Genomic DNA, 22,920 nt, shown 5'->3' with positions numbered 1-22,920 from the left:
CCCTGTTTTGTTGTGCCGAACGCCAACAATGACCTCCCTGCCCCGCACGCCGAGCAGAGCCCGCAGTCGACGAACGAGCTGAACCATGTGCAGCGCCGCGCCGTGAGCGAGCTGCTGAGGGTTTCCCCCGTTGCGGACGACCTGGCCCGCCGATTCCAGGAGGCCGGGTTCACACTTGCCCTGGTCGGCGGCTCGGTCCGGGATGCGCTGCTCGGCCGGCTCGGCAACGATCTGGACTTCACCACCGATGCCCGCCCCGAGGACGTCCTGAAGATCGTCCGGCCGTGGGCGGACGCGCTCTGGGAGGTCGGCATCGCCTTCGGCACGGTCGGCTGCAAGAAGGACTCGTTCGACATCGAGATCACGACCTACCGCTCCGAGGCCTACGACCGCACCTCCCGCAAGCCCGAGGTGTCCTACGGCGACTCCATCGAGCAAGACCTGGTCCGCCGGGACTTCACGGTGAACGCCATGGCGGTCCTGCTGCCGCAGAAGGAGTTCGTCGACCCGCACGGCGGCCTGGAGGACCTGGCCGCCCGGGTGCTGCGGACACCGGGGACGCCGGAGGAGTCGTTCTCGGACGATCCGCTGCGGATGATGCGCGCGGCCCGCTTTGCCGCGCAGCTGGACTTCGAGGTCGCCCCCGAGGTCGTTGCCGCGATGGAGGCGATGTCGGACCGTATCGAGATCGTCTCCGCGGAGCGCGTACGGGACGAGCTGAACAAGCTGATCCTGGCGCCGTACCCGCGCAAGGGCCTGCGGCTGTTCGTGGATTCGGGCCTGGCCGACATGGTTCTGCCCGAGCTGCCCGCGCTGCGACTGGAACGTGACGAGCATCACCGTCACAAAGATGTCTACGAGCACTCGCTGACGGTCCTGGAGCAGGCGATCGACCTCGAAGAGGACGGGCCGGATCTGGTGCTGCGGCTGGCGGCCCTCCTGCATGACATCGGCAAGCCCAGGACGCGCCGCTTCGAGAAGGACGGCCGGGTCTCCTTCCACCATCACGAGGTGGTGGGCGCGAAGATGACCAAGAAGCGGTTGACCGCTCTGAAGTACTCCAACGACATGGTCAAGGACGTCTCACGTCTGGTGGAGCTGCATCTGCGCTTCCACGGCTATGGAACCGGTGAGTGGACGGACTCCGCGGTCCGCCGATATGTGCGCGACGCCGGCCCGCAGCTGGAGCGGCTGCACAAGCTGACGCGCTCGGACTGCACCACCCGGAACAAGCGCAAGGCCACTGCCCTGTCGCGCGCCTACGACGGGCTCGAGGAGCGCATCGCGCGGCTGCAGGAGCAGGAAGAACTGGATTCCATCCGCCCGGATCTGGACGGGAACGACATCATGCAGATCCTGGGCATTGGCCCCGGGCCTGAGGTCGGCAAGGCGTACAAGCAGATGCTGGAGCTCCGACTGGAGCACGGGCCCATGGACCGGGAGGCGGCCATCGCCGCTCTGAAGGAGTGGTGGGCCACTCAGGGCTGATGTTTCACGTGAAACAGGCGGTCGATGGACCGTCGTGTTTCACGTGAAACAACGGGGCGGTGTTTCACGTGAAACACCGCCCCGCGTGCTGTGCGAAGTGTCTGCCCGGCTCTACTTCACGTCCGTCAGACAGAGCACGAACTTGGTGTCGGAGCCCCTACGGCGGTGCTGGCTCTCCGCGTAGGCCGTGGTGTTCGCGGGGCAGACGGACATGTCGGTGGTGTCGGAGTGCACCTCCTTCACCTTGAACTTGGCCTCTGCGGTGCCACAATCCACCACCTGAAGGTCGGGGTTGATCGTGTTGCCGTTGTTCTTCATGCAGTCGCCGACCTTGGCGGTGTCGGCGTCGTCCCAACTGCTCACCCAGGCCACGGCCACGACGATCAGGGCGACAACGACGCCGATCGCCTTCAGGACCGCCATGGGAGACCGGCGAGGACGGGAAGGCTGCGGCGGGACGGGAGCTCCGCCCTGCATGTAGGGCTGCTGCGGCGCCATGGGGTAACCCGGCTGCGGCTGCTGTCCGTACGGAGCCTGCGGCTGCTGGGGGTAGGCGTAGCCGCCCTGGGGCTGGCCGTAGGGAGCCTGGGGCGCTTGCGGTGCCTGCGGATACGGGGTCTGTCCGTATGGCTGCTGCCCGTACGGCGCCTGGCCGTATGGATTCTGGCCCTGAGGCGGCGTGGTCATGGGATTCCCCCGATATTGATGTGTACAGGCTCGTGTAGGACGCCCGTAAGGTATCTGGTCCGGGGGCCTGGTCGCAGGGGCTGGGTCACCAGAGGTGAGAGAGACGGCGCCTAACCGCGGCCATAGCGAGCCATAGCCGCGGCGACCATCGCGTAGAGCACGGTCACCACCCCGAGCAGAGCGGCTGACTTTCCGTCCGGCGGCAGCATGAGAGAGGCGACCGCGGCCGCGCCGACGAACGCCACATTGAACAGCACGTCGTAGATGGCGAAGATCCGGCCGCGGAAGGCATCGTCGACCGACGACTGGACGATCGTGTCCGTGGAGATCTTGGTCCCTTGGGTGCAGAGGCCGAGCACAAACGCGGCAGCCAGCATCGGACCCGGCGTGAAGAACAGGCCGAGAGCCGGCGCCAATACCGCGCCCAACGCGGCACAGCAGGCGATCCAGCCGAACGTGCTGAGCCGCGCGACCGCCCAGGGCGTGACGACAGCGGCAGTGAAGAAGCCCGCTCCTGACACTCCGACGGTGATCCCGAGCAGCGCCAGGCCCTCCGATTCGGTCTCGGCCCAGGAGTACCGGCACAGCATCAGCACCATGACCGTCAGAGCTCCGTAGCAGAAACGGATCAAGGTCATCGCGGTCAGCGCACGGGCCGGGGTGCGCCGCTCGGCGAGGTGGCGCAGACCGTCCGCAAGTCCTCGCACGGTGCTCAACAGGGCTTCTCGCAGGTGCGGTTGGAGGCGGGCGGGGTCAGGGCCGAGCAGCTCCGGTGCCATGCGCAGGGAGGTGAGGGACGAACAGAAATAGAGGGCCGCGGCGAGCAGCACGACGTAGGCGTCCATATGCGAGCCGGTCAGCCGGACGGCGAAGGCGAGCCCACCCCCGGCCGTTGCGGCGAGCGTTCCGGCCGTGGGGGCAAGGGAGTTGGCCATGACCAGCTGCTGTTCACCGTCGACCACACGCGGGAGCGCGGCCGAGAGCCCGGCCAGGACGAAGCGGTTCACGGCGGTCACGGACAGGGCCGAGGCATAGAAGAGCCAGTCGGGGACCTTCGACACGATCAGTGCCGCTGTCGCCATGGCCAGCAGGGCGCGCAGCAGATTTCCGTACAGCAGGACCTGCCGGCGCCGCCAGCGGTCGAGCAGCACACCGGTGAACGGCCCGAGGAGGGAGTACGGGAGCAGCAGGATCGCCATGGCGGAGGCGATTGCTTCGGGCGAGGTCTGCTTCTCGGGCGAGAAGACGACGACGGTGGCGAGCGCGACCTGGAACACGCCGTCGGCGGCTTGGGACAGCAGCCGTACGGCAAGGAGCGAACGGAAGTCGCGTAGCCGGAGTAATACGCGGAGATCGCGCACTGCATGCATGAGGCACAGCCTCACACAGCCCGCAGGCCCCCGGGTGGAATACCCGGAGGCCTGCGAAGAGTGGGTGCGTCGGGCGCCTCAGCGCTCGATCTCGCCGTTGATGAACTGCTCGACGCTCACCCGTGCCTCGTCGTCGAAGTACTGCACCGGCGGCGACTTCATGAAGTACGAGGACGCGGAGAGGATCGGGCCACCGATGCCCCGGTCCTTGGCGATCTTCGCGGCGCGCAGGGCGTCGATGATGACACCCGCGGAGTTCGGCGAGTCCCAGACCTCGAGCTTGTACTCAAGGTTCAGCGGGACGTCACCGAAGGCGCGGCCTTCGAGGCGGACGTAGGCCCACTTGCGGTCGTCCAGCCAGGCCACGTAGTCCGAGGGGCCGATGTGGACGTTGTCCTCGCCCAGTTCACGGTCCCGGATCTGGGAGGTGACGGCCTGCGTCTTGGAGATCTTCTTGGACTCCAGGCGCTCCCGCTCGAGCATGTTCTTGAAGTCCATGTTGCCGCCGACGTTCAGCTGCATCGTGCGGTCCAGGATGACGCCCCGGTCCTCGAAGAGCTTGGCCATCACGCGGTGCGTGATGGTCGCGCCGACCTGCGACTTGATGTCGTCACCGACGATCGGCACACCGGCCTCGGTGAACTTGTCGGCCCACTCCTTGGTGCCGGCGATGAAGACCGGGAGGGCGTTGACGAACGCGACCTTGGCGTCGATGGCGCACTGGGCGTAGTACTTCGCGGCGTCCTCGGAGCCGACAGGGAGGTAGCAGACCAGAACGTCGACCTGCTTGTCCTTGAGGACCTTGACGATGTCGACCGGGGCCTCGGGGGACTCCTCGATGGTCTGGCGGTAGTACTTGCCCAGGCCGTCGAGGGTGTGGCCGCGCTGGACCTGCACGCCGGCGTTCGGCACATCGCAGATCTTGATGGTGTTGTTCTCGCTGGCGCCGATGGCGTCCGAGAGGTCGAGGCCGACCTTCTTGGCGTCGACGTCGAAGGCAGCCACGAACTCGATGTCACGCACGTGGTAGTCGCCGAACTGCACGTGCATGAGGCCGGGCACGCGGCTCTTCGGGTCGGCGTCCTTGTAGTACTCGACGCCTTGTACCAGCGAGGCGGCGCAGTTGCCCACGCCGACGATGGCTACGCGAACCGAACCCATTCCGGTTGCTCCCTGTGTTCTCGATGAGGACCTGCACAGCAGAGCCTCATGTGGTGGTGTCATCGGACGGATCCGGCCGGGAACCACCCCGGTGCCGGGGCAGGCCGCCCGTATCTCCTGACTCGTTCTTCTTGTCCTGCGCTGCGGGACCCGGTGCGCGCTGATCGCGCCCGGCACGCTCACTCTCGATGAGGTCGTTCAACCAACGGACTTCGCGCTCCACGGATTCCATGCCGTGCCGCTGTAGTTCGAGGGTGTAGTCGTCCAGCCGCTCGTGGGACCTGGCCAAGGAGGTACGCATCTTTTCGAGGCGCTCCTCCAGCCGGCTTCGGCGGCCTTCCAGCACACGCATCCGCACGTCCCGCGACGTCTGGCCGAAGAATGCGAAGCGGACGCCGAAGTGCTCGTCCTCCCATGCATCCGGTCCGGAGTGGGCGAGCAGCTCCTCGAAGTGCTCTTTGCCCGCTGCGGTCAATCGGTAGACGATCTTGGCTCGGCGCCCTGTCAGAGCCGCAGCGGGAACGCCCTCCGGGGCGCCGTCCGTCTCCTCGATGAGCCAGCCGCTTGCGACCAGCGCCTTGAGGCAGGGGTAAAGGGTGCCATAGCTGAACGCACGGAAGACACCGAGTGAGGTGTTGAGCCGTTTTCGCAGCTCATAGCCGTGCATCGGGGACTCACGGAGCAGGCCGAGGACGGCGAACTCGAGGATGCCGGAACGTCTGCTCATCCTCCGCCTCCTTGGCCGCGTGCGTACTTTATGTCGTGCTGATGTATCGACTCGATACATCCAGACGATAGAACGGCCACCTGGGTGGAACAAGTGGGGGGACGGTGAACGGCGTCACATCACCAATTCGTGCTAATCGGCGTGACTGATTTGGAGTGAATTTCAACACTGGGCAGGTTTTGGCGGTGCGTAGTCTGTGCGGCATGCAGACTGCCGGGAACCGTGGGCCGATATCAGGCGTCCTCGTCCTCGGTGTAGTGCGGCTCGCGCCTCAGGAGCGGGTCGTGCATCGGGGGGACCTGAAGACAACTGCCGCCTTCAGGCGACGAGATAGCGCGCCTGCCCGAGGAGTATTCGTTCCATGAGCGAGCACCGTCGCAAACCGCCACAGCCGCAGAGTGGCGGACGTGCCGCGGCCCGACGCGCCGCACAGCAGCCACCAGGGCGTCGTTCCGCCCCTTCGCGTGGCTCCGCTGCCGGTCCTGTCCCGCACTCCGAACCGTCCGGCCAGGATTCGCAGCTGGGTGGGCGGGCCGAGGCTCGCAGAGCCGCCCAGCGTGGCGGCCGCCGGCGGGCATCCGATGCCTCAGCCATGGCCACCGGTGGTGGCGCCGGCGGTCGTGGTGGTGGGGGCCGTCGCGGCGGTGGCGGTGGTGGCCCGGAGGGAGGTCGTGGACGCGGTCGCGGCAGCGGGAAGCCTGCCAAGAAGCGCTTCATCGACTACCCGCGTGCCAACCGCATCGGGTGGAGACGCTTTGTGCCGTCCTGGAAACAGGTGGCCAGCCTCTGTGTCACCTTCCTCGGCGTGATCGTCGGCGCCTCCGGGATAGCGCTGGCCTTGGTGCATGTCCCGAGCGAGAGTGATGCCGCCAAGTCGCAGAACAACGTCTACCTCTGGGCCAATGGAAAGGTCATGGCCCGCGATGGTGAGACAAACCGGCAGAACGTCAATATCGCCGAAATTCCGACCTCCATGCAGAATGCGGCGATCGCCGCAGAGAATGCTTCATTCCGGACGGACTCGGGTGTGGACCCGATGGGTATCGCGCGTGCCGTGCTCAACATGGCCAAGGGCGGCGAGACCCAGGGTGGATCGACCATCACCCAGCAGTACGTCAAGAACGCGATGCTGAGCCAGCAGCAGACCCTCGACCGCAAGTTCAAGGAACTGTTCATCGCGATCAAGGTCGGCTGGCGGATGGACAAGAACGAGATCCTTCAGGGGTACCTGAACACCAGCTACTACGGGCGCGGCGCCTACGGGATTCAGGCAGCGGCTCAGGCCTACTACGGCAAGGACGCAAGCAAGCTGAAGCCGAGTGAGGGTGCTTTCCTGGCGACCGTGCTCAAGGGTGCCGACCTGTATGACCCGGCGGGCGGTACGGGCCCGGGTGCCTCCGTCGCGGAGAACACCAAGCGTGCCAAGGCGCGGTGGTCCTGGATCCTCGACCGCGAAGTCGAGAACAAGCTCATGACGAAGCAGGAGCGGGCGCAGTACACGAAGTTCCCCACGCCGAACAGGCCGAAGCCGGTGGCCAGCAAGAGCGGTCAGATCGGCTACATGATGGACACCGCGAAGAAGTACGTGCTGAAGCACGGGGGCATCAGCGAGGCGCAGTTCGACAAGGGCGGATACACGATCCGGACGACCTTCGACGAGAAGAAGACCAGTCAGCTCGAGGCTGCGGTCAAGAAGGTCAATAAGCGATACATCAACCCAAAGAAGCGCGCGAAGGACAAATACGTCCAGTTCGGTGGTGCCTCCGTGGTGCCGGGAGACGGCAAGATCGTCGCCCTGTACGGCGGTGAGGGCTACGACAAGGGGCACTTCAGCAACAACGCCGACACTTTCGGTGTGCCGGTCGGCTCGACCTGGAAGCCGTTCGTGCTCGCTGCGGCGATGAAGTACGGCACCATCGCGAGCCCTGGAACGGCGGTCTCGCCGGACAGTCGTTACAACGGTGATGACCATCTCAAGGTCAAGAACGCGGACGGCTCTTACGTCATGAAGAAGGACAACTCGCCCTTCTATCAAGAGAACGAGAGTAACCATCCCTGGGGCTATATCCCTCTGACCAAGGCGATGGAGCAGTCCGTCAACACGCCATTCGTTCAGCTCGGCATGGATGTCGGGATGGACAAGGTCCGGGACATGGCAGAGTCCGCGGGTATCGCACCGGCCAGCTTCGACAAGAACCTGAACCCGTCGTTCGCGCTGGGCACCTCCACACCGAGCGCGATTCGTATGGCCGATGCCTATGCGACCTTTGCGGCGTCGGGAACGAAGGTCGAGCCGTATTCGGTGACCAAGGTCAGCAAGGAGGGTGTTGACCTGACGGGCTTCGAGAAGCCCAAGCAGCAGACCGCGATGGATTCCAACATCGCCAACAATGTGACCAAGGTGCTGGAGAACGTCATCAAGAACGGCACGGCGAAGGAAGCCAATCGGCTGGGCATGCCGGCGGCAGGCAAGACCGGCACCACCGACGAGAACAAGTCGGCCTGGTTCGTCGGCTACACCAAGCAGCTTTCGACGGCCGTCACGATGTTCCGTGAGGACGCGCAGAATCCGCGTCAGCTGTCCATGAACGGTGTCGGTGGCTTCGACTCGATCCACGGTGGTGCGCTTCCCACCGAGGTGTGGACGGAGTACATGCTGCAGGCGATGAACGGGGTCGAAGGGGTGCCCTTCCCGCCCGCCACGTCCATCGGGCAGCGGATGGATGAGGCAGGCATGCCGTCTCCGACGCCGACTCCGACGCCGTCGGACACACCTTCGGAGACTCCGTCGGAGACCCCCAGCGAGTCCGCTTCCCCGACGAACTCGACGAGCCCGAGCCCGACCGCGACCTGCTCCAAGTGGGACCCCCGATGCCAGGACACCGGTGGGGCGACCAATGGGGGCACCGGGGGCGATCCCGGCGGTAGTACGGGAGGTACCAGTCCTACCCCGGACCCGGGCGGTAACGGCGGCAGCAATGGCAATGGCAACGGCGGCAATGGTGGCCTGTTCGGCGGCCCGACCGGTTCGTAAGGACCGCCGATGTTTCACGTGAAACGCTGACCGTTTCACGTGAAACATCGAGCGACGAAGCCCCTGTCCGGCAAGTCGGACAGGGGCTTCGCCATGTTCTGCCCAGGGGTGTACGGCAGGATGGGGCCATGACGAGCGTGCGACGGGACGAGCCGGTACGGCCGACGAAGCGGGATGAGGTGTCGGCGGCCGGCAGCGAGCTGATCGGAGGGCCGATCGGCCGACGCGCACTGCTCGGGACGAGCTGGCTGACGCCGGTGCGGGTCATCGCGCTCGTGGCCATCGGCATGTTCGCGCTCGGCATGGTGCAGAAGCTGCCCTGTTACAACGGCGGCTGGTTCTTCGGCGCCACGAGCCAGTACACCCACGCCTGCTACTCCGACATCCCCCATCTTTATGCGGGGCGGGGCTTCGCCGAGGGACTGATCCCGTATTTCGACCGGCTGCCCGGCGATATGGAGTATCTCGAATACCCCGTGCTGACCGGTGTCTTCATGGAGGTCGCCTCCTGGATGACCCCGCACGGCGGGGCGATCCAGCACCGTGAGCAGATCTACTGGCTGGTCAACGCCGGCATGCTGATGATCTGCGCCGCCGTCATCGCGGTGTGTGTCACCCGTACCCACCGCCGACGCCCCTGGGACGGCCTCCTCGTCGCCCTGGCCCCCGCGTTCGCCCTCACCGCCACCATCAACTGGGACCTGCTGGCGATCGCCCTGACCGCCGCCGGAATGCTGATGTGGTCACGCAGCCGTCCGCTGGCGGCCGGTGTTCTGATCGGGCTGGCGACCGCGGCGAAGCTGTACCCGGCGCTGTTGCTGGGCCCGCTGCTGGTGTTGTGCTGGCGCGCGGGAGCCTGGCGCGCGTACGGCAAGGCGGTGGCCGGTGCCGTGGTGTCCTGGCTGGTGGTGAACCTGCCGGTGATGATCACGCACAATGCGTCGGGGTTCCACATCCGGGAGGGCTGGGCGAAGTTCTACACCTTCAGCCAGGAGCGGCCCATCGACTTCGGCTCGATCTGGCTGCTGATCTCGCAGCGCACCGGGAACCCCCTGGAGAACGCGAACACCTACGCCACGCTGCTGATGATCCTGGGCTGTGGCGCCATCGGCCTGCTGACCCTCTACGCGCCGCGCCGGCCGCGCTTTGCGCAGCTCGCATTTCTCGTCGTCGCGCTGTTCATCCTCACCAACAAGGTCTACTCGCCGCAGTACGTCCTGTGGTTGACCCCGCTCGCCGCGCTGGCCCGGCCGCGCTGGCGGGACTTCCTGATCTGGCAGGGCTGCGAGGTCATGTACTTCCTGGGGATCTGGATGTACCTCGCCTACACAGGCAACGGCGACAAGCACCAGGGGCTGCCGACCGAGGGCTACCAGCTGGCGATCGCGCTGCACCTCTTGGGCACGCTCTATGTGTGTGCCGTGGTCGTACGGGACATCCTGATGCCGGAGCGCGATGTGGTCCGCAGGGACGGGGACGACGATCCGTCGGGCGGTGTTCTGGATCGCAGCCCCGATGCGTTCGTGCTGGGGCGGACGTACCACCGGCCTCAGCACGCGGTGCAGTTCGAGGGGGCGCCGCAGGTGCGCTGGGGCGCCGTAAGGGACTGAGCCGGCACCGGCGTACATGCACCGGGCCCGGTGCCGCAGCGGATGTCTGCGGTACCGGGCCCTTGGTGTGTGCTGAGCTGGAGCTCAGGCCGCCTCAGCGGTCCACGACGCGGTCGAACTGGGTGGTGGTGTGCCGCAGATGGGCCACCAGTTCCTCACCGACCTGTGGCTGCGGCGCGTCCGCCGGCACGAACAGGATCGACACCTGCATGTGCGGGGGTTCCGCGAACCAGCGCTGCTTCCCGGCCCAGACGTACGGGGCGAGATTGCGGTTGACGGTCGCCAGGCCGGCCCGGGCCACGCCCTTGGCGCGCGGCATCACACCGTGCAGCGCCTTGGGCGACTCCAGGCCGACGCCGTGCGAGGTGCCGCCGGCCACCACGACGAGATAGCCGTCGGAGGCCGCCTTCTGCTGGCGGTAGCCGAAGCGCTCGCCCTTGGCGACGCGGGTGACGTCGAGCACCGAGCCGCGGTACTCGGTGGCCTCGTGGTCGCCGAGCCACAGCCGCGTACCGATCCGCGCGCGGAAGCGGGTCTGCGGGAACTGCTGCTGGAGACGGGCGAGTTCATCGGCCTTGAGGTGGCTGACGAACATCGTGTGCAGCGGGAGACGGGCGTTGCGGAGCTGGTCCATCCAGCCGATGACCTCGTCGACCGCGTCGGACCCGTCGGCGCGGTCCAGCGGCAGGTGCATCGCGAAGCCTTCGAGCCGGACATCCTCGATGGCCGCGGCCAGCTTCGGCAGGTCCTCCGGCTTGACGCCGTGGCGCTTCATGCTGCTCATGACCTCGATGACGACCCGGGCGCCGACCAGGCCGCCCACGCCCTCGACAGAGGAGACCGAGCGGATCGCCCGGTCGGGCAGCGGCACCGGCTCCTCGCCGTGGCGGAACGGGGTCAGGACGAGCAGGTCGCCGCTGAAGAAGTCCTTGATACGGGCCGCTTCGTAGGTCGTCCCGACCGCGAGGATGTCGGCACCCAGGCGGGTTGCCTCTTCGGCGAGGCGCTCATGGCCGAAGCCGTAACCGTTGCCTTTGCAGACCGGGACCAGCCCGGGGAACTGCTGGAGAACGCTCTGCTGATGCGCCCGCCAGCGCGCGGTGTCGACGTAGAGGGTGAGCGCCATGGCCGGGCCCGGAACCTTTCTCGTGGCTGGGGTGTGTCAGGAGTACGAACGGTGCGGTGGAGCGGTCAGCGGCGCGCCATGTAGAGGTCGAACGCCTTGTGCAGCAGCTTGTTGAGCGGGAAGTCCCACTCGCCGAGGTACTCCGCTGCCTGCCCACCCGTGCCGACCTTGAACTGGATCAGGCCGAAGAGGTGGTCGTTCTCGTCGAGGGAGTCGCTGATGCCGCGGAGGTCGTAGACCGTGGCGCCGAGCGCGTAGGAGTCCTGCAGCATCTTCCACTGCATCGCGTTGGAGGGCCGGACCTCGCGGCCGATGTTGTCCGAGGCTCCGTAGGAGTACCAGACGTGCCCGCCGACGACGAGCATCGTTGCCGCCGACAGGTTCACGCCGTCGTGGCGGGCGAAGTACAGCCGCATGCGGTTGGGGTCCTCGGCGTTGAGCGCCGTCCACATGCGCTGGAAGTAGCCGAGCGGACGCGGCCGGAAGTGGTCGCGCTCCGCGGTGATCTCGTAGAGGCGCTGCCACTCGGCCAGGTCGTCGTAGCCGCCCTGGACGACCTCGACGCCGGCCTTTTCGGCCTTCTTGATGTTGCGGCGCCACAGCTGGTTGAAGCCCTTGTGGACCTCTTCCAGCGAGCGGTCGGCCAGCGGCACCTGGAAGACATAACGCGGCTGTACGTCGGCGAAGCCGGCGCCGCCGTCCTCGCCCTGCTGCCAGCCCATGCGGCGCAGTTTGTCGGCCACCTCGAAGGCACGCGGCTCGATGTGGGTCGCCTCGACGTCCCGCAGCCGCTTGACGTCGGGGTTCTGGATGCCGGCCTTGATCGCCGTGGAGTCCCAGCGGCGGATGATGACGGGCGGGCCCATCTTCACGGTGAAGGCACCCTGCTGCTTGAGATGCGCGAGCATCGGCTGCAGCCAGTCCTCCAGATTCGGCGCGTACCAGTTGATGACCGGGCCCTCGGGGAGGTACGCGAGATAGCGCTTGACCTTGGGCACCTGGCGGTAGAGCACCAGGCCGGCGCCGACCAGCTCGCCGCTCGCGTCGAACCAGCCCAGGCTCTCCGAACGCCATTCGGCCTTGACGTCAGCCCAGGCAGGGACCTGCATGTGGCTCGCCGCGGGCAGGCTCTGGATGTATGCCAGATGCTGCTCTCGGCTAATGGTCCTCAGGGTCAGGCTCATGCGGGGCGCTCCTCGGCAGGTGTGTCCCCTTGGTCGGGGCTCCGGCTCTCGCGCCGAAGCCTACTGTGACCGGGGAGCGCCCCGTCTGGGCCATACGGGCTGGACCCCGTATGCCGCATCGGCTAGCCGATGACACCGCCCCAGAGGCCGCCGTGTGCCAGGCCGAGGTAGAAGCCAAAGGCCGCTGCCCCGAGCCCGATGATCAACAGGAAGCGTTCGCCTGTCGTCGACGAGATGAACTGGCCCCACAGGCCGGTGCCGATTCCGATCAGGCCGACCCAGGAACTGACCAGGTGCAGACTGGGAGAGAGCGTGGTGAAGGCGGCGATCGCGCCGAGCACCACGGTCACAAGGGCAAAGGTGTTCTCGACGGGATGGTCCCTGCCGTCGCTGTTGAGAAGCGAGAGCAGATTGCGCTGGGTCCTAGCTGCCTGTGCCATGCGGAACCTCCGATGACAGGGCGGCGCACTGTAACGCCGCTCACACCCGTTGTGTTCCAGATTGGGGGGTACAGCGGCCGGATTTCAACCGGAAGGCCTCAGGCAGGTACTCTGTACGGTCTGCGCCTATGTCTGTCCGGATGGCCGGCCGGGCTCGGCGCGGAACGCATATGACCCTCCTGCCACGGAACGACCGTGGCCGCTGAGTCCAAAGGAGGTGGGTTCCACATGCGTCACTACGAGGTGATGGTCATCCTCGACCCCGATCTCGAGGAGCGCGCTGTCTCCCCGCTGATCGAGAACTTCCTCTCCGTCGTCCGTGAGGGCAACGGAAAGGTCGAGAAGGTCGACACCTGGGGCCGTCGTCGTCTCTCTTACGAGATCAAGAAGAAGCCCGAGGGCATCTACTCGGTCATCGACCTGCAGGCCGAGCCTGCGGTCGTCAAGGAGCTCGACCGTCAGATGAACCTGAATGAGTCGGTCCTCCGGACCAAGGTCCTCCGTCCCGAGACCCACTGAGCGCGCAAGCGCCCAGCGGTAACCGGGTTCGAGTAGCAGCAACACCAGCAGCCAGCAGCACACCCGCCGAGAGGTTCCCCTAATGGCAGGCGAGACCGTCATCACGGTTGTCGGCAATCTTGTCGACGACCCCGAGCTGCGCTTCACCCCGTCCGGTGCGGCGGTCGCGAAGTTCCGCGTCGCGTCCACTCCCCGCACTTTCGACCGTCAGACCAATGAGTGGAAGGACGGCGAGAGCCTGTTCCTGACCTGCTCGGTGTGGCGTCAGGCGGCGGAGAACGTCGCCGAGTCCCTTACGCGGGGTACCCGCGTGGTCGTCCAGGGCCGCCTCAAGCAGCGGTCGTACGAGGACCGCGAGGGCGTGAAGCGCACGGTCTACGAGCTCGACGTCGAGGAAGTGGGCGCGAGCCTGAAGAACGCCACGGCCAAGATCACCAAGACCAGTGGTCGCGGTGGCCAGGGCGGCGGCGGCTTCGGCGGCGGTCAGCAGGGCGGCGGCCAGGGTGGCGGCGGCTGGGGCGGCGGCTCCGGCGGCGGTCAGCAGGGCGGCGGCGCTGCTCCTGCCGATGACCCGTGGGCGACCGGCGGTCCTGCCGGCGGTGGCCAGCAGGGTGGTGGCGGCGGCGGTGGCTGGGGCGGTAGCTCCGGCGGTGGCTACTCGGACGAGCCGCCCTTCTAGGTCCTACAGCGGGCCCGATTCCGCGTTGTTTCACGTGAAACAGCGCCGTGAAACGGCCTGGGGCCTTGAGGGCGTCAGCACAAACTTCTTGAACTCATTGGAGAGAGACAATGGCGAAGCCGCCTGCTCGCAAGCCTAAGAAGAAGGTTTGCGTGTTCTGCAAGGAGAAGATCTCCTACGTTGACTACAAGGACACGAACCTGCTGCGGAAGTTCATCTCCGACCGCGGCAAGATCCGTGCCCGCCGAGTCACCGGCAACTGCACTCAGCACCAGCGTGACGTCGCCACGGCCGTGAAGAACAGCCGTGAGATGGCGCTGCTGCCCTACACGTCCACCGCGCGATAAGGGAAGGGTGACCGACTAATGAAGATCATCCTCACCCACGAGGTCTCCGGCCTCGGCACCGCCGGCGACGTCGTTGACGTCAAGGACGGATACGCCCGTAACTACCTGGTCCCGCGCGGTTTCGCGATCCGCTGGACCAAGGGTGGCGAGAAGGACGTCGAGCAGATCCGCCGCGGTCGCAAGATCCGCGAGATCGCCACGATCGAGCAGGCCAACGAGGTCAAGGGCAAGCTCGAAGGCGTCAACGTGAAGCTGGCCGTTCGCGCCGGCGACGCGGGCCGCCTGTTCGGCTCCGTCACCCCGGCCGACGTCGCTTCGGCGATCAAGGCTGCCGGTGGTCCGGACGTCGACAAGCGTCGTGTCGAGCTCGGCTCGCCGATCAAGACCCTGGGCTCGCACCAGGTCTCCGTGCGTCTGCACGCCGAGGTCGTTGCGAAGCTGGGCGTCGAGGTCGTCGCCGCGTAATCGCAGGACAACGCTGAAGGGCCGTACCCCGTCACCGGGGTGCGGCCCTTCGCCGTGTTGGGGGCGCCGATGGCCCGGTCTCAGTCCTCGTCCTGGGCGTGCTTGTAGAGCTTGGCGATGTCGTCGTCGAAGTACGCGGCATAGGAGACATCGTCTTCGTCGCCGCCGCCTTCATGGCCGCCCAGGACACCGATGACCGTGCCGGTGTGGCTCTTGGGGTCGTAGTCGGCCAGCCAAGGGCTGCCGCTCGTACCGCCCTCGAAGTCGGTGCACTGGACACGCAGCTGGGTGTCGCTGAACTTCGTGGTGCGGTTCTGGCAGGAGATCGGGGTATTGCGGCTGGTGGGATAGCCGGTGATCTTGACTTCGTTGTCGAAGCCACGGTCGATGCCGAGGGTGTTGCCGCCCAGGACGTCCTGGACCTGCTTGCCCTTCTTCTTGTCGAGTATGAGGAAGGCGACGTCGAGATCCTCGTCCTGCGACTTGGCCCAGCGGTCGTCGACGATCACCTTCTTGACCTTCCACAGGCCGGTGGGCTCCTCGCCGTTGCGGTAGTCGGGGGCGAAGACGAGGTCGTTGACCGTGCTCCTGGCGTCGCTGTCGTAAGCACAGTGCGCCGCGGTGATGAGCATGTTCCGGCCCGGACTCTGCACCACGCTCGCGGTGCAGAAGTGATCGCCGGAGTCGTCCTTCTCGAAGACCGCGCCGACCCGGGCGTTCTGCTCGGTTCTGCGCGGGGTGTACGCATTGCCGTCATCGGCCGGGGCCGTGGCGGAGGGGTCCTGGTCCTGGGGATCCTGGCCGCCGGCCTCGCCGGATTTGCCGAAGCTGCTGCGGCCGCCGCCGCCACTGCTCGTATCGGTTTGCTCCGAGGCGTAGCCGACCACGGCAGCGGCCATGACGACGGTGAACGTCAGGGGCAGCACGGACTTCCTGGCAAGCGAGCGCACACGGTCATTATCGACACGCGTTGCGTGTTGCGGGAGGTGCTTCAGCGGGAGGCTCCGGTCACAATCCACCGGCCCGAGCGGGTACGCAGCCACAGGGTCAGCATGCGTACGGTCATCATTAGGGTCATTGCCCACCAAAGGGCCACCAGTCCGCCGCCGAGCGCCGGCACGGCCAGCGCGGCCGGCGCGAACAGGGCCAGGGTCGCCACCATCGCCCAGGCGAGATACGGGCCGTCCCCCGCGCCCATCAGCACGCCGTCGAGGATGAAGACGATGCCGGAGACGGGCTGGGTCACGGCCACGACCAGGAGCGTGGTCAGCAGCGGACCGCGCACGGCGGGGTCGGAAGTGAACAGGGGGATGAACAGCGGGCGGGCGAGCACGACCAGCACACCGAGGACGACGCCGGAGGCGATGCCCCACTGGACCATGCGGCGGCAGGCGGCCTTGGCGCCGTCACGGTCCTCCGCTCCGAGGTAGCGGCCTATGATGGCCTGCCCGGCGATGGCTATGGAGTCCAGGGCGAAGGCCAGCAGGGACCACAGCGTGAGCACGATCTGGTGGGCGGCGATCTCGGCGTCGCCGAGCCGGGCGGCCACGGCGGTGGCGATCATGAGAACAGCGCGCAGCGAGAGCGTACGGACCAGCAGCGGGACGCCGGCCTGGGCCGAGGCGCGGATCCCCGCGGCGTCGGGGCGTAGTGAGGCGCCGTGCCGTCGTGCACCGCGGATCACCACGGCGAGGTAGACGGCGGCCATGCCGCACTGGGCGATGACCGTGCCCCAGGCGGAGCCCGCGATGCCGAGACCGGCGCCGTAGACCAGGCCGATGTTGAGTGCGGCGTTGGCGGAGAATCCGCCGATGGCGACGTACAGCGGGGTCTTGGTGTCCTGGAGGCCGCGGAGCACGCCGGTGGCGGCCAGCACGACGAGCATCGCGGGTATGCCGAGCGCGCTGATGCGCAGATAGCTCGTGGCGTACGGAGCGGCGGTGCTGGAGGCGCCGAAGGCTTCGACGAGCCAGGGGGCGCTGGGCAGCACGGCCACGATGACCGCGGCGCCGAGCAGCAGGGCGAGCCAGATGCCGTCCATGCCCTGGCGGATGGCGGCGGAGAGTTCGCCGGCGCCGACCCTGCGGGCGACCGCGGCGGTGGTGGCGTAGGCGAGGAAGACGAAGACGGAGACGGCGGTGGTCAGCAGCGCGGCGGCGACACCGAGGCCGGCGAGCTGAGGGGTGCCGAGGTGGCCGATGACGGCGCTGTCGACCATGACGAAGAGGGGTTCCGCGACCAGTGAGCCGAAGGCGGGGAGGGCAAGGGCGATGATCTCGCGGTCGTGGCGGCGGTCGATGCGCCGCGTGGTCGCGGGAGCCTGTGTCATGCACTCAATCTAATCTTCCACAGGTAAGAGATGCAAACCCTTTGCGGTCCTTACTTTGTGCTGTGTGGAGTCGCCTTCTCCGCGCCGTTTGTCGTGATCTTGGATCAGTGGCAGAAGTTTTTCTCCCCCACAGGCTATGGATGAGAAAGTCGCAGGTCAGAGACGTGAGGGCGGCGTAATTGTGTGCTTGTCCACAGAAGTTTCCCCCGTGCCGTGCACAGGATCTGGGGACTTCTCCACAGCTGTAGGGCAGTCATCCACATGGCCTGTGGATAACCAGATTGGCGGACGGTGCCCACGGGCCTACCGTGGTCCGGCACCCGCAGCCTGTTCCGACCTGAGAAGTCGTCCGAACTCGACGCGCCGTAACCGGAGTCGGGCGTCTCGATTGTCAGAGCTGTGCCGTAAGAAAGAACAGCACAGCAAGGTCCGCGCCGCGGACGGGAGGAGGTGCCGGGGTGAGCATTCCCGAGCCCATGGAGGACCCCTGGGCGGACTCCGGTCCCAGCGACCTGCTGCCGGCCGCCCGCTCCCGCCGGGGCGAGGGCAAGGGCCGCGGCCGCGGCGACAGACAGGACCGCGACGACGACGGTGGCTCCTGGGCCGGCGGCTTCGAGCGGGTCCCCCCGCAGGACCTGGACGCCGAGCAGTCCGTGCTCGGCGGCATGCTGCTGTCCAAGGACGCGATCGCGGACGTCGTCGAGGTCCTCAAGGGCGACGACTTCTACCGCCCCGCCCATGAGCTGGTCTTCCAGGCGATCCTCGACCTGTACGCCAAGGGCGAGCCGGCCGACCCCATCACCATCGCCGCGGAGCTGACCAAGCGCGGCGAGATCGGACGGGTCGGCGGCGCCTCGTATCTGCACACCCTCGTCCAGTCCGTACCGACGGCGGCGAACGCCGAGTACTACGCCGAGATCGTCCATGAGCGCGCCGTGCTGCGCCGGCTGGTCGAGGCAGGCACGCGTATCACGCAGATGGGATACGCCGCGGACGGCGATGTCGACGAGATCGTCAACAGCGCCCAGGCGGAGATCTACGCCGTCACCGAGCAGCGGACCAGCGAGGACTACCTACCGCTCGGCGACATCATGGAGGGCGCCCTCGACGAGATCGAGGCGATCGGCTCCCGCCAGGGCCAGATGACGGGCGTGCCCACCGGCTTCACGGACCTGGATTCCCTGACGAACGGCCTGCACCCGGGCCAGATGATCGTCATCGCGGCCCGTCCCGCCATGGGTAAGTCGACCCTCGCGCTGGACTTCGCGCGCGCCTGCTCGATCAAGAGCAATCTGCCCAGCGTGATCTTCTCCCTCGAAATGGGGCGCAACGAGATCGCGATGCGTCTGCTGTCCGCCGAGGCCCGGGTGGCGCTGCATCACATGCGCTCCGGCAGCATGACGGACGAGGACTGGACGCGGCTGGCGCGCCGGATGCCGGATGTCTCCGCCGCGCCGTTGTACATCGACGATTCGCCGAACCTGTCGATGATGGAGATCCGCGCGAAGTGCCGCCGGCTCAAGCAGCGCAATGACCTGAAGCTGGTGGTCATCGACTATCTGCAGCTGATGCAGTCCGGCGGCTCGAAGCGCGCCGAGAGCCGCCAGCAGGAGGTCTCGGACATGTCCCGAAACCTCAAGCTGCTGGCGAAGGAGCTGGAGCTCCCGGTCATCGCGCTCTCCCAGCTGAACCGTGGCCCGGAGCAGCGCACGGACAAGAAGCCGATGGTCTCCGACCTGCGTGAATCCGGTTCGATCGAGCAGGACGCCGACATGGTCATCCTGCTGCACCGCGAGGACGCCTACGAGAAGGAGTCCCCCCGCGCAGGCGAGGCCGACCTGATCGTGGCCAAGCACCGTAACGGCCCTACGGCGACGATCACGGTGGCGTTCCAGGGGCACTACTCACGGTTTGTGGATATGGCGCAGACCTGAGCGGAGCCGCCGGTCCCCGTCTCAGCCGGGGGATGCGAACCGCTGCCGGCGCCGGTGGCCTGTCAGGGCACCAGAGGTGGCCAGCCGAACGCAATGCACGCGCACCAGCTGAGGACCCACAGCACGGCGAGTGCTGTGATCACGCCGAGAGCACCGATCCCTATGACAACTGCCTTTGCCCCTGCGGTATTTGCCATGTAGCCATCTTCCTCCTCGGCTTGTTCGGCGTGCCCGCCGGGGTGCCGGCCTTGAGGGTTATATGCGTGCTCAACGGTCCGGCTGATTACGCGGCAGACGTGGCCAGGGAGTTGGCCCGTCAGGGAGCGACCGTCAGGACGATCTTGCCGGTGGTGCGGCCGGTCTCACCGAGCGCATGTGCCTTTGCCGCCTCCTCGAGCGGGACGACGGCATCAACGGTGACCTGCAGTTTTCCGCTGTCCAACAGGTCGGCGACGGCGCGCATACCGGCCTGGTCGGGCTCGACGAGCATGAACACCGCGCGTACCTGCGCCGCACGCGCCTGCGCGGCCGGGAAGGTGTCGTCCAGCGGCAGGATGGAGACCAGCGTGCTGCCGGGGCGCAGGGTATGCAGCGAACGGGCCCAGTAGTCGCCGCCGATGGAGTCGACAACGATGTCGACGTCGCGGACCGCCGCCGCAAAATCCTGCTGTGTGTAGTCGATGAGTTCATCGGCACCCAGGCCCCGCAGGAAGTCGTGCTTGGCCTGCCGGGCGGTGCCGATGACGTAGGCGCCACGGGACTTGGCGATCTGCACGGCCAGGTGACCGACCCCGCCGGCCGCGGCATGGATCAGCACCCGCGCACCGGGCTGGACGTCCGCGGTGTCGACCAGGGCCTGCCAGGCGGTCAGTGCCGCCAGCGGGACGGCGGCGCCCTGGACGTGGTCCAGGCCCGCCGGCAGCAGGGCGAAGTGGCGGGCCGGGGCGGTGACGTACTCGGCGTAGGCCCCGGCGGGGTGGGGGAAGCGGGGCATGCCGAAGACCCGGTCGCCCGGCGCGAAGAGGGTCACGCCGGGGCCGACCGCCTCGACCACACCGGAAACGTCAAAGCCCAGGGTGAACGGCGGCTTGATGCCGCTGGCGAACGCGCCGCGGGCGCGTGTCTTCCAGTCGGCCGGATTGACGCCTGCGGCGTGCACCCGGACCAGGATCTCCGTCGGTCCGGGCACCGGCCGGTCGGTCGTGATCACCTTGAGGACGTCGGGGCCTCCGGCGGTGTCCTGGCTGACGGCGCGCATCTGCGGGGCTCGGCTCTGGGACATGGCGTCTCCTTCATACGGTGCGGACGATGGTGCGTACGGCTGATATCGGGCTGATGCGCTGCTTGTCAGGCGCGTTTCCCGGGGTGCTGTCAGCTTTCCGCGGCGGCGAGGCGTCCGGCGGTGTCCTGATGGCCAACGTTTGAAAGAATCAGGTCATGCATCGCGTCGGTGTCCTCGCCCTGGACGGTGTCGTCCCCTTCGAGCTGGGGATCCCCGCGCGGATCTTCGGCGCCGCGCGCAGCGCCACCGGGGAGCCGCTCTACTCCGTCATCACCTGCAGCCTGGACGGGCGTACGGTGCGTGCCGAGGCCGACTACGACATCGCCGTCGCCGAGGACGCCTCCGTACTCGCGAGCGTGGACACCGTCGTCATCCCGCCGTCGCACGCGCTGGGCGCGATCCGCGAGCACGGTCAGCTGCCCGACGAACTGCGCAAGGCGCTGGAGCACATACGGCCCGGCACCCGGATGGTGGCCATCTGCACCGGCACTTTCGTCCTGGCCGCGGCCGGACTGCTCGATCACCGGCCGGCCACCACGCACTGGCGGGAGGCCGCACAGCTGCAACGGCTGTTCACGACCGTCCGTGTCGACCCCAATGTGCTGTTCGTCGACGACGGCGATGTGCTCACCTCCGCCGGAGTGGCCGCGGGGGTGGACGTCTGCGTGCACATCGTGCGCCGCGACCACGGCAGCGCCGTCGCCAATGACGTGGCGCGCTCGTGTGTGGTGCCGCCCTGGCGGGACGGCGGGCAGGCCCAGTTCATCCGGCAGCCCGTTCCCGAACCGTCGACGGGTGGCACCGCGGCCACCCGCGCCTGGGCCCTGGAGCGCCTCGACGAGCCGCTCACCTTGTCCGCCCTCGCCGCGCACGCCCGGGTCAGCGTGCGTACCCTCACCCGGCGATTCCGCGACGAGGTCGGTATGAGCCCCGGCCAGTGGCTCGCCGGACAGCGCATCGAACGCGCCCGCCATCTGCTGGAAACCACCGACTGGCCGATCGACCTTGTCGCCCATCACGCGGGCTTCGGCACCGGGACCTCGCTGCGCCAGCATCTGCACGGCGCGGTGGGTGTGTCACCGCAGGCGTACCGGCGGACGTTCCGGAGCGGTGCGGCGCTGACCGCCTGAGGCAGCGCCGGTTGAACAGTGGCCTTGCCGGTGGGTAGCCAGGGGCTTTGACCTTCAGGTTGCTTGAAGCTCCACAATCGCGTCCATGGACGACACCGAAGAGCTGTTGAGCATCGGCGCGTTTGCCCGGCGGGTGGGGCTGGCGCCGAGTGCCCTGCGGTTCTACGACGACTGCGGGGTGCTGCGGCCGGCCCGGGTGGATGCCGTGACGGGGTACCGGCACTACGCGGCGGGGCAGGCGGCACGGGCGGTGCGGCTGCGGGAGTTGCGTGCGGCGGGCCTGCCGCTGGTGGATGTCGGCGTGGTGCTGGACGGACCACGGGACGCGGCACATGACGTACTGCGGGCTCACCTGGAACGGACGCGGCGGACGGCGGACGAAGCGCGGGCGGTGGTGGAGGGGTTCCTGCGGGAGGCGGCCGGTGCCGCGGAGTGCCGCGGGGCCTGGGTGCGGGCGCGGGTGGGCGGTGCCGAACTCGCCAGTGCGATACGGCAGGTGGCGCCGGCGGTCGCGGCCGGGGCGGCCCGGGAGGAGTTTCCGGTGCTGGGCTGTGTGCTGCTCGAACTCATCGACGGCGAGCTGCGGCTGGTGGCCACGGACCGCTATCGGCTGGCGGTGCGGGTGCTGCGGCCGACGGTCTTCGAGGGCGGAACGCGGCATGTGCTGATCGCCGCGGAGACGGCGCGGAGCCTGGCGGAGTGGGCCGTACGGCAGGTGTTCGTGGACGTGGAGTGCGAGTGCGAGTGCGAGGGGGAGAGGGAGATGGAGGGGGAGAGGGAGGCGGAGATGGCGGGGGTTCGGCTGCGGAGCGGGGCGGATTGCCGGGAGGTGCCGGCGGGCGTCGGTGGTGGCGGGCGGAGCGGTGACGGGGCATCCGGGAGGTTTCCGGATTACGGGCTGGTGCTGGAGGGCCTGGAGGCCGGGCGGCATCGGGTCATCGTCGATCGGGTGGGGCTGCGGGATGCGGTGGCGGGGCGGGCGGGGGTGGTGTCGTTGGCGGTTGCTGTGAGGGGCGGGGACGAGGACGGGGACGGGGACGGGGACCGATACGTCGGTGGGGGCGAGACCGGGCGGGTGCTGGAGGTGGCGGGTGGCGGCCGGGAGGTCGTCCGGCTACGGGCGGTTCGTACGGGCCCGGGGCTGCGGATCGCCTTCGATCCGGCCGTGCTTGTGCCGGCGCTGGAGGCCGGAGTGGGGCCGGATGCGCTGCTGGAGATCGCTTCGGCGGACCAGCCCGTCGTGGTCCGCTCCGCCGACCAGGGAAGTTTCACGACGCTGGTGATGCCGGTGCGTGAGTGCGCCGCCGACGAGCGGTTCGACGCCCGGCGCGCCGTTGGCTGCGATGACGGCACGGCTGAGGCAGCTGCCCGAGGACTGAACACCGATGGCTGATGAGGGGAGCGGGAC

20 protein-coding genes are annotated in these 22,920 nt (G+C 67.8%); 10 read left to right on the top strand and 10 right to left on the bottom strand.

From position 1 onward, the window contains the following. Nucleotides 1–12 precede the first annotated feature (12 nt). Nucleotides 13–1,488, top strand: coding sequence for a CCA tRNA nucleotidyltransferase (locus DY245_RS17860; protein WP_128508250.1), 1,476 nt, complete (start codon nucleotides 13–15; stop codon nucleotides 1,486–1,488). A 111-nt stretch (nucleotides 1,489–1,599) separates the two neighbouring features. Here the strand turns inward: DY245_RS17860 and DY245_RS44460 are convergent, their stop codons facing one another. From DY245_RS44460 to DY245_RS17840, 4 genes are all read right to left on the bottom strand, one after another. Then, entirely contained in the window at nucleotides 1,600–2,175 is a 576-nt protein-coding gene (locus DY245_RS44460; protein WP_181923732.1) for an LppU/SCO3897 family protein, read from the bottom strand. 110 nt (nucleotides 2,176–2,285) lie between these two features. Continuing rightward, nucleotides 2,286–3,545: an MFS transporter gene (locus DY245_RS17850; RefSeq protein ID WP_128508249.1), complete on the bottom strand. Its 1,260-nt coding sequence runs from the start codon at nucleotides 3,543–3,545 to the stop codon at nucleotides 2,286–2,288. A 78-nt stretch (nucleotides 3,546–3,623) separates the two neighbouring features. Continuing rightward, complete coding sequence (locus tag DY245_RS17845; RefSeq protein ID WP_128508248.1) at nucleotides 3,624–4,706, bottom strand: inositol-3-phosphate synthase; 1,083 nt, start codon at nucleotides 4,704–4,706, stop codon at nucleotides 3,624–3,626. 46 nt (nucleotides 4,707–4,752) lie between these two features. Then, on the bottom strand, nucleotides 4,753–5,433 hold the full coding sequence (locus DY245_RS17840; protein WP_128508247.1) for a PadR family transcriptional regulator: 681 nt from the start codon (nucleotides 5,431–5,433) through the stop codon (nucleotides 4,753–4,755). Between the two features lie 361 nt (nucleotides 5,434–5,794). On the opposite strand from DY245_RS17840, the gene DY245_RS17835 reads away from it, so the two are divergent. Both DY245_RS17835 and DY245_RS17830 read left to right on the top strand, forming a co-directional pair. Then, nucleotides 5,795–8,467 carry a transglycosylase domain-containing protein gene (locus DY245_RS17835; protein ID WP_425329402.1) on the top strand — a complete coding sequence of 891 codons (2,673 nt, stop codon included), beginning with the start codon at nucleotides 5,795–5,797 and terminating at the stop codon, nucleotides 8,465–8,467. Nucleotides 8,468–8,595: 128 nt separating this feature from the next. Beyond that, a complete protein-coding gene (locus tag DY245_RS17830) occupies nucleotides 8,596–10,077 on the top strand; it encodes a glycosyltransferase family 87 protein (RefSeq protein WP_128508246.1) in 1,482 nt (493 codons plus the stop codon). Nucleotides 10,078–10,171: 94 nt separating this feature from the next. Here DY245_RS17830 and DY245_RS17825 read toward each other — a convergent pair whose 3' ends face one another. The 3 genes from DY245_RS17825 to DY245_RS17815 all read right to left on the bottom strand — a co-directional run bounded on the left by DY245_RS17825 (nucleotide 10,172) and on the right by DY245_RS17815 (nucleotide 12,827). After that, nucleotides 10,172–11,203 (bottom strand): alanine racemase, encoded by a 1,032-nt coding sequence (locus DY245_RS17825; protein ID WP_128508245.1) that lies wholly within the window; start codon nucleotides 11,201–11,203, stop codon nucleotides 10,172–10,174. A gap of 65 nt (nucleotides 11,204–11,268) precedes the next feature. Continuing rightward, complete coding sequence (locus tag DY245_RS17820; RefSeq protein WP_128508244.1) at nucleotides 11,269–12,387, bottom strand: lipid II:glycine glycyltransferase FemX; 1,119 nt, start codon at nucleotides 12,385–12,387, stop codon at nucleotides 11,269–11,271. A gap of 122 nt (nucleotides 12,388–12,509) precedes the next feature. Further along, nucleotides 12,510–12,827, bottom strand: a complete 318-nt coding sequence (locus DY245_RS17815; RefSeq protein ID WP_128508243.1) for a hypothetical protein — start codon at nucleotides 12,825–12,827, stop codon at nucleotides 12,510–12,512. A 228-nt stretch (nucleotides 12,828–13,055) separates the two neighbouring features. Here DY245_RS17815 and rpsF point away from each other — a divergent pair, with 228 nt between their 5' ends. The 4 genes from rpsF to rplI all read left to right on the top strand — a co-directional run bounded on the left by rpsF (nucleotide 13,056) and on the right by rplI (nucleotide 14,837). Further along, the gene (gene rpsF, locus DY245_RS17810; protein ID WP_006604399.1) at nucleotides 13,056–13,346 is read left to right on the top strand and encodes a 30S ribosomal protein S6; all 291 of its coding nucleotides are present in this window, start codon (nucleotides 13,056–13,058) and stop codon (nucleotides 13,344–13,346) included. An 82-nt stretch (nucleotides 13,347–13,428) separates the two neighbouring features. After that, the gene (locus DY245_RS17805) at nucleotides 13,429–14,025 is read left to right on the top strand and encodes a single-stranded DNA-binding protein (protein WP_128508242.1); all 597 of its coding nucleotides are present in this window, start codon (nucleotides 13,429–13,431) and stop codon (nucleotides 14,023–14,025) included. Between the two features lie 110 nt (nucleotides 14,026–14,135). Continuing rightward, nucleotides 14,136–14,372, top strand: a complete 237-nt coding sequence (gene rpsR, locus DY245_RS17800) for a 30S ribosomal protein S18 (RefSeq protein ID WP_003978893.1) — start codon at nucleotides 14,136–14,138, stop codon at nucleotides 14,370–14,372. 18 nt (nucleotides 14,373–14,390) lie between these two features. Continuing rightward, a complete protein-coding gene (rplI, locus tag DY245_RS17795; RefSeq protein ID WP_128508241.1) occupies nucleotides 14,391–14,837 on the top strand; it encodes a 50S ribosomal protein L9 in 447 nt (148 codons plus the stop codon). Nucleotides 14,838–14,917: 80 nt separating this feature from the next. Here the strand turns inward: rplI and DY245_RS17790 are convergent, their stop codons facing one another. Both DY245_RS17790 and DY245_RS17785 read right to left on the bottom strand, forming a co-directional pair. Beyond that, on the bottom strand, nucleotides 14,918–15,787 hold the full coding sequence (locus DY245_RS17790) for a trypsin-like serine peptidase (protein ID WP_128508240.1): 870 nt from the start codon (nucleotides 15,785–15,787) through the stop codon (nucleotides 14,918–14,920). Between the two features lie 41 nt (nucleotides 15,788–15,828). Beyond that, complete coding sequence (locus DY245_RS17785) at nucleotides 15,829–17,166, bottom strand: MATE family efflux transporter (protein ID WP_128508239.1); 1,338 nt, start codon at nucleotides 17,164–17,166, stop codon at nucleotides 15,829–15,831. A 476-nt stretch (nucleotides 17,167–17,642) separates the two neighbouring features. On the opposite strand from DY245_RS17785, the gene dnaB reads away from it, so the two are divergent. Next, a complete protein-coding gene (dnaB, locus tag DY245_RS17780) occupies nucleotides 17,643–19,100 on the top strand; it encodes a replicative DNA helicase (protein ID WP_181923737.1) in 1,458 nt (485 codons plus the stop codon). 316 nt (nucleotides 19,101–19,416) lie between these two features. On the opposite strand, the gene DY245_RS17775 is transcribed toward dnaB, so the two are convergent. After that, the gene (locus DY245_RS17775; RefSeq protein WP_128508237.1) at nucleotides 19,417–20,382 is read right to left on the bottom strand and encodes an NADP-dependent oxidoreductase; all 966 of its coding nucleotides are present in this window, start codon (nucleotides 20,380–20,382) and stop codon (nucleotides 19,417–19,419) included. A 155-nt stretch (nucleotides 20,383–20,537) separates the two neighbouring features. On the opposite strand from DY245_RS17775, the gene DY245_RS17770 reads away from it, so the two are divergent. Further along, a complete protein-coding gene (locus DY245_RS17770) occupies nucleotides 20,538–21,512 on the top strand; it encodes a GlxA family transcriptional regulator (protein ID WP_128508236.1) in 975 nt (324 codons plus the stop codon). A gap of 85 nt (nucleotides 21,513–21,597) precedes the next feature. Then, nucleotides 21,598–22,905 carry a DNA polymerase III subunit beta family protein gene (locus DY245_RS17765; RefSeq protein ID WP_128508235.1) on the top strand — a complete coding sequence of 436 codons (1,308 nt, stop codon included), beginning with the start codon at nucleotides 21,598–21,600 and terminating at the stop codon, nucleotides 22,903–22,905. Nucleotides 22,906–22,920: the final 15 nt, after the last annotated feature.

It is taken from the genome of Streptomyces inhibens, from assembly GCF_003389455.1.
Taxonomy (GTDB): domain Bacteria; phylum Actinomycetota; class Actinomycetes; order Streptomycetales; family Streptomycetaceae; genus Streptomyces; species Streptomyces inhibens.
Note: the sequence above shows the minus strand (reverse complement) of the source record. Positions and strands in the feature narration are given on the sequence as shown.